Origin of the sequence: Mycobacterium sp. 852002-40037_SCH5390672 (genome assembly GCF_001665875.1) — a bacterium.
Lineage (GTDB): Bacteria > Actinomycetota > Actinomycetes > Mycobacteriales > Mycobacteriaceae > Mycobacterium.
On record NZ_LZTA01000110.1, the window covers coordinates 1 to 2,148 of the forward strand.

The 2,148-nt window shown below is 57.2% G+C and carries 1 protein-coding gene and 1 pseudogene; both read right to left on the minus strand.

Going from position 1 to position 2,148, the window contains the following annotated elements; translation table 11 throughout:
* Positions 1-78, minus strand: a pseudogene (locus tag A5782_RS27345) (beta-ketoacyl synthase N-terminal-like domain-containing protein); the annotation flags it as partial.
* 1,003 nt (positions 79-1,081) lie between these two features.
* On the minus strand, positions 1,082-2,148 hold a 1,067-nt coding region (locus A5782_RS21130; RefSeq protein ID WP_156624041.1), incomplete at its 5' end, for a beta-ketoacyl reductase.

Genomic DNA, 2,148 nt, shown 5'->3' on the forward strand with positions numbered 1-2,148 from the left:
CAACTCCCACAACGCCTCAGCAGAATCCACTCCCCCAGGGAACCGACACCCCATCCCCACCACCGCCACCGGCTCATACGACCGCGAAATCAAAGCTTGATTTTGGCGCTGCAATAGCTCCACACGTGATAGCGCCTTCTGCAGGGCCCTGGTTGCCTTGGTAAGTTGAGCGTTCATTCCACCGAGGCCTTTCCTTGTCTTATGCTCTTGCTTTCTATGGGCTTGTCCGAAGGTTCAGACCTACCCGATAGACAGGTTGCATGGGTTAAGCTGCCAAGCGGTTCAAGTCAAGTGGCAGGCGCTAATGACCAGGATTTTTCCATTCCAAAGGCAACAGTCCTGCGAGACCAGCACTGATGATGGTGTTTCATACACGGGCTTAGGATCGAAGTTGTGGCCATTTATCTCCTTCCAGGTGCCAACCACAGTCGCTGAGGTTCGACAGAAGACCTGCGGAAACATCGCCATCAGTGTCAATTGGACCAGGGGTGAAACCCTCTTGTAATCGCGAAGGCGGGGTCTTCGTGTCAGCGGTTGGTAAGTTTGACGGCTCACGCAAGCAGCGACAGAAGTGGTGCAGCAGTTTAAATGTCACCGTCGCCACGTGGTTTCCCGACAATGTTTCGGGTCCTGTAGCTGACGGTAGGACGACCCAGCGGCCCGTGGCTGATTGCGCATTAGGCGACTTGAAGGGTTGTCGAACACAAGCTAGCTGGGTCCCCTCGCAATAAACAGCCGACAGACCGTTCAGCGCCAGGACGGACGACGGTGTAAACCAACCCGCGAACTGTTGTGCACCAACGTGATTAGACGGTCGGTGCGTGCCGCCGATTCCAACCCAGGTATGACCAAAGCACGACAAGTGCGCACTGCAGCTGCGGACTTGTCGTAGTTTGCGGTGTGTGAAGTTCACCAGTTGCACCGATGACGCGTTTATCGCGCTGGTCCGCGTGGCCATGCGTCGCGGTGCGATATCTGCGGGATGACAACGCTCGCTAACTGCTTCGACCTCATAAGATCGCCAAGGTTCAATGCCGCTGAGCGCCTTGGACCCAAAAGGCCCTTCATGGTAGGTCATTTCTTAGTCCTCGTCGCCAAGCGCGATGTCTACGAGGTCATCCAAGTTCATCTCAGAGATAGCGATGTCACTGTTGCGACGGTGAGCGTGGTAACTGCCGTCAACCATGCCGAGCAAGATCTCAAGAACCCCCTCTTCTCTAAGGCGCCTAACTGGAATGGAGGCAATAAGACGCTGAATTTGGGTCTCTTGTGGATCTCCGTTCGGACTAACTTCGCCATTTCCGGGCAATCGCCCAAGTAGGTACTTTGCCAGGGTGGTGGGGGTGGGGTAGTCGAAGAGCAGTGTCGATGGAAGTGCTAGTCCGGTAGCGGTTTTGAGCCTGTTACGCAGTTCGACAGCGGTCAAGGAGTCAAACCCGAGATCTTGGAATGCCTGATCGGTGTCGATGTCGTTGGGACTGGGATGGCCCAACACCACCGCTGCATGCGAACGCACCAGTTCCACGAGCAGATCGTGTTGTTGGTCAGGGGTCAGCCCATGTAATCGTTGGGCCAGCGCCGATGCCGAGGCGGCGGCGCTGTTTTCCACCAGTCGGCGCGAGGGTCGGCGAATCAGCCCATCAAACACCGGCGGCAACGTCTCAGTGCTGTGCTGCAACACGGCCTGGTCCAGACGCGCAGCCACCACAGTGGGATGATCGATAATGAGTGCAGTGTCAAACAATTCGATGGCTTGGGTCTGTGTTAGTGCGGCTAGCCCACCGCGGCGTATCCGGGCTAGGTCGCGTCCGCTGAGGTGGCTGGTCATGGCGCTGGATTGTTCCCATAGTCCCCATGCCAGCGACATCGCCGGCAACCCGGCCGCGCGTCGATGGGTGGCTAACCCGTCTAAGAAGGCATTGCCCGCCGCGTAACTGGCCTGGCCTGCGGCGCCGAGGGTGCCTGCCACTGAGGAAAACACCACAAACATTGCTAGATTCAGATCGCGGGTCAACTCGTGCAGATTCCAGGCCGCATCCACCTTGGCTGTTAATACCGTATTGATACGCTCGGGGGTCAGTGAAGTGATCACTGCATCATCGAGCACCCCGGCTGCATGAATAATCCCTGTCAATGGTGGGCGCTGAG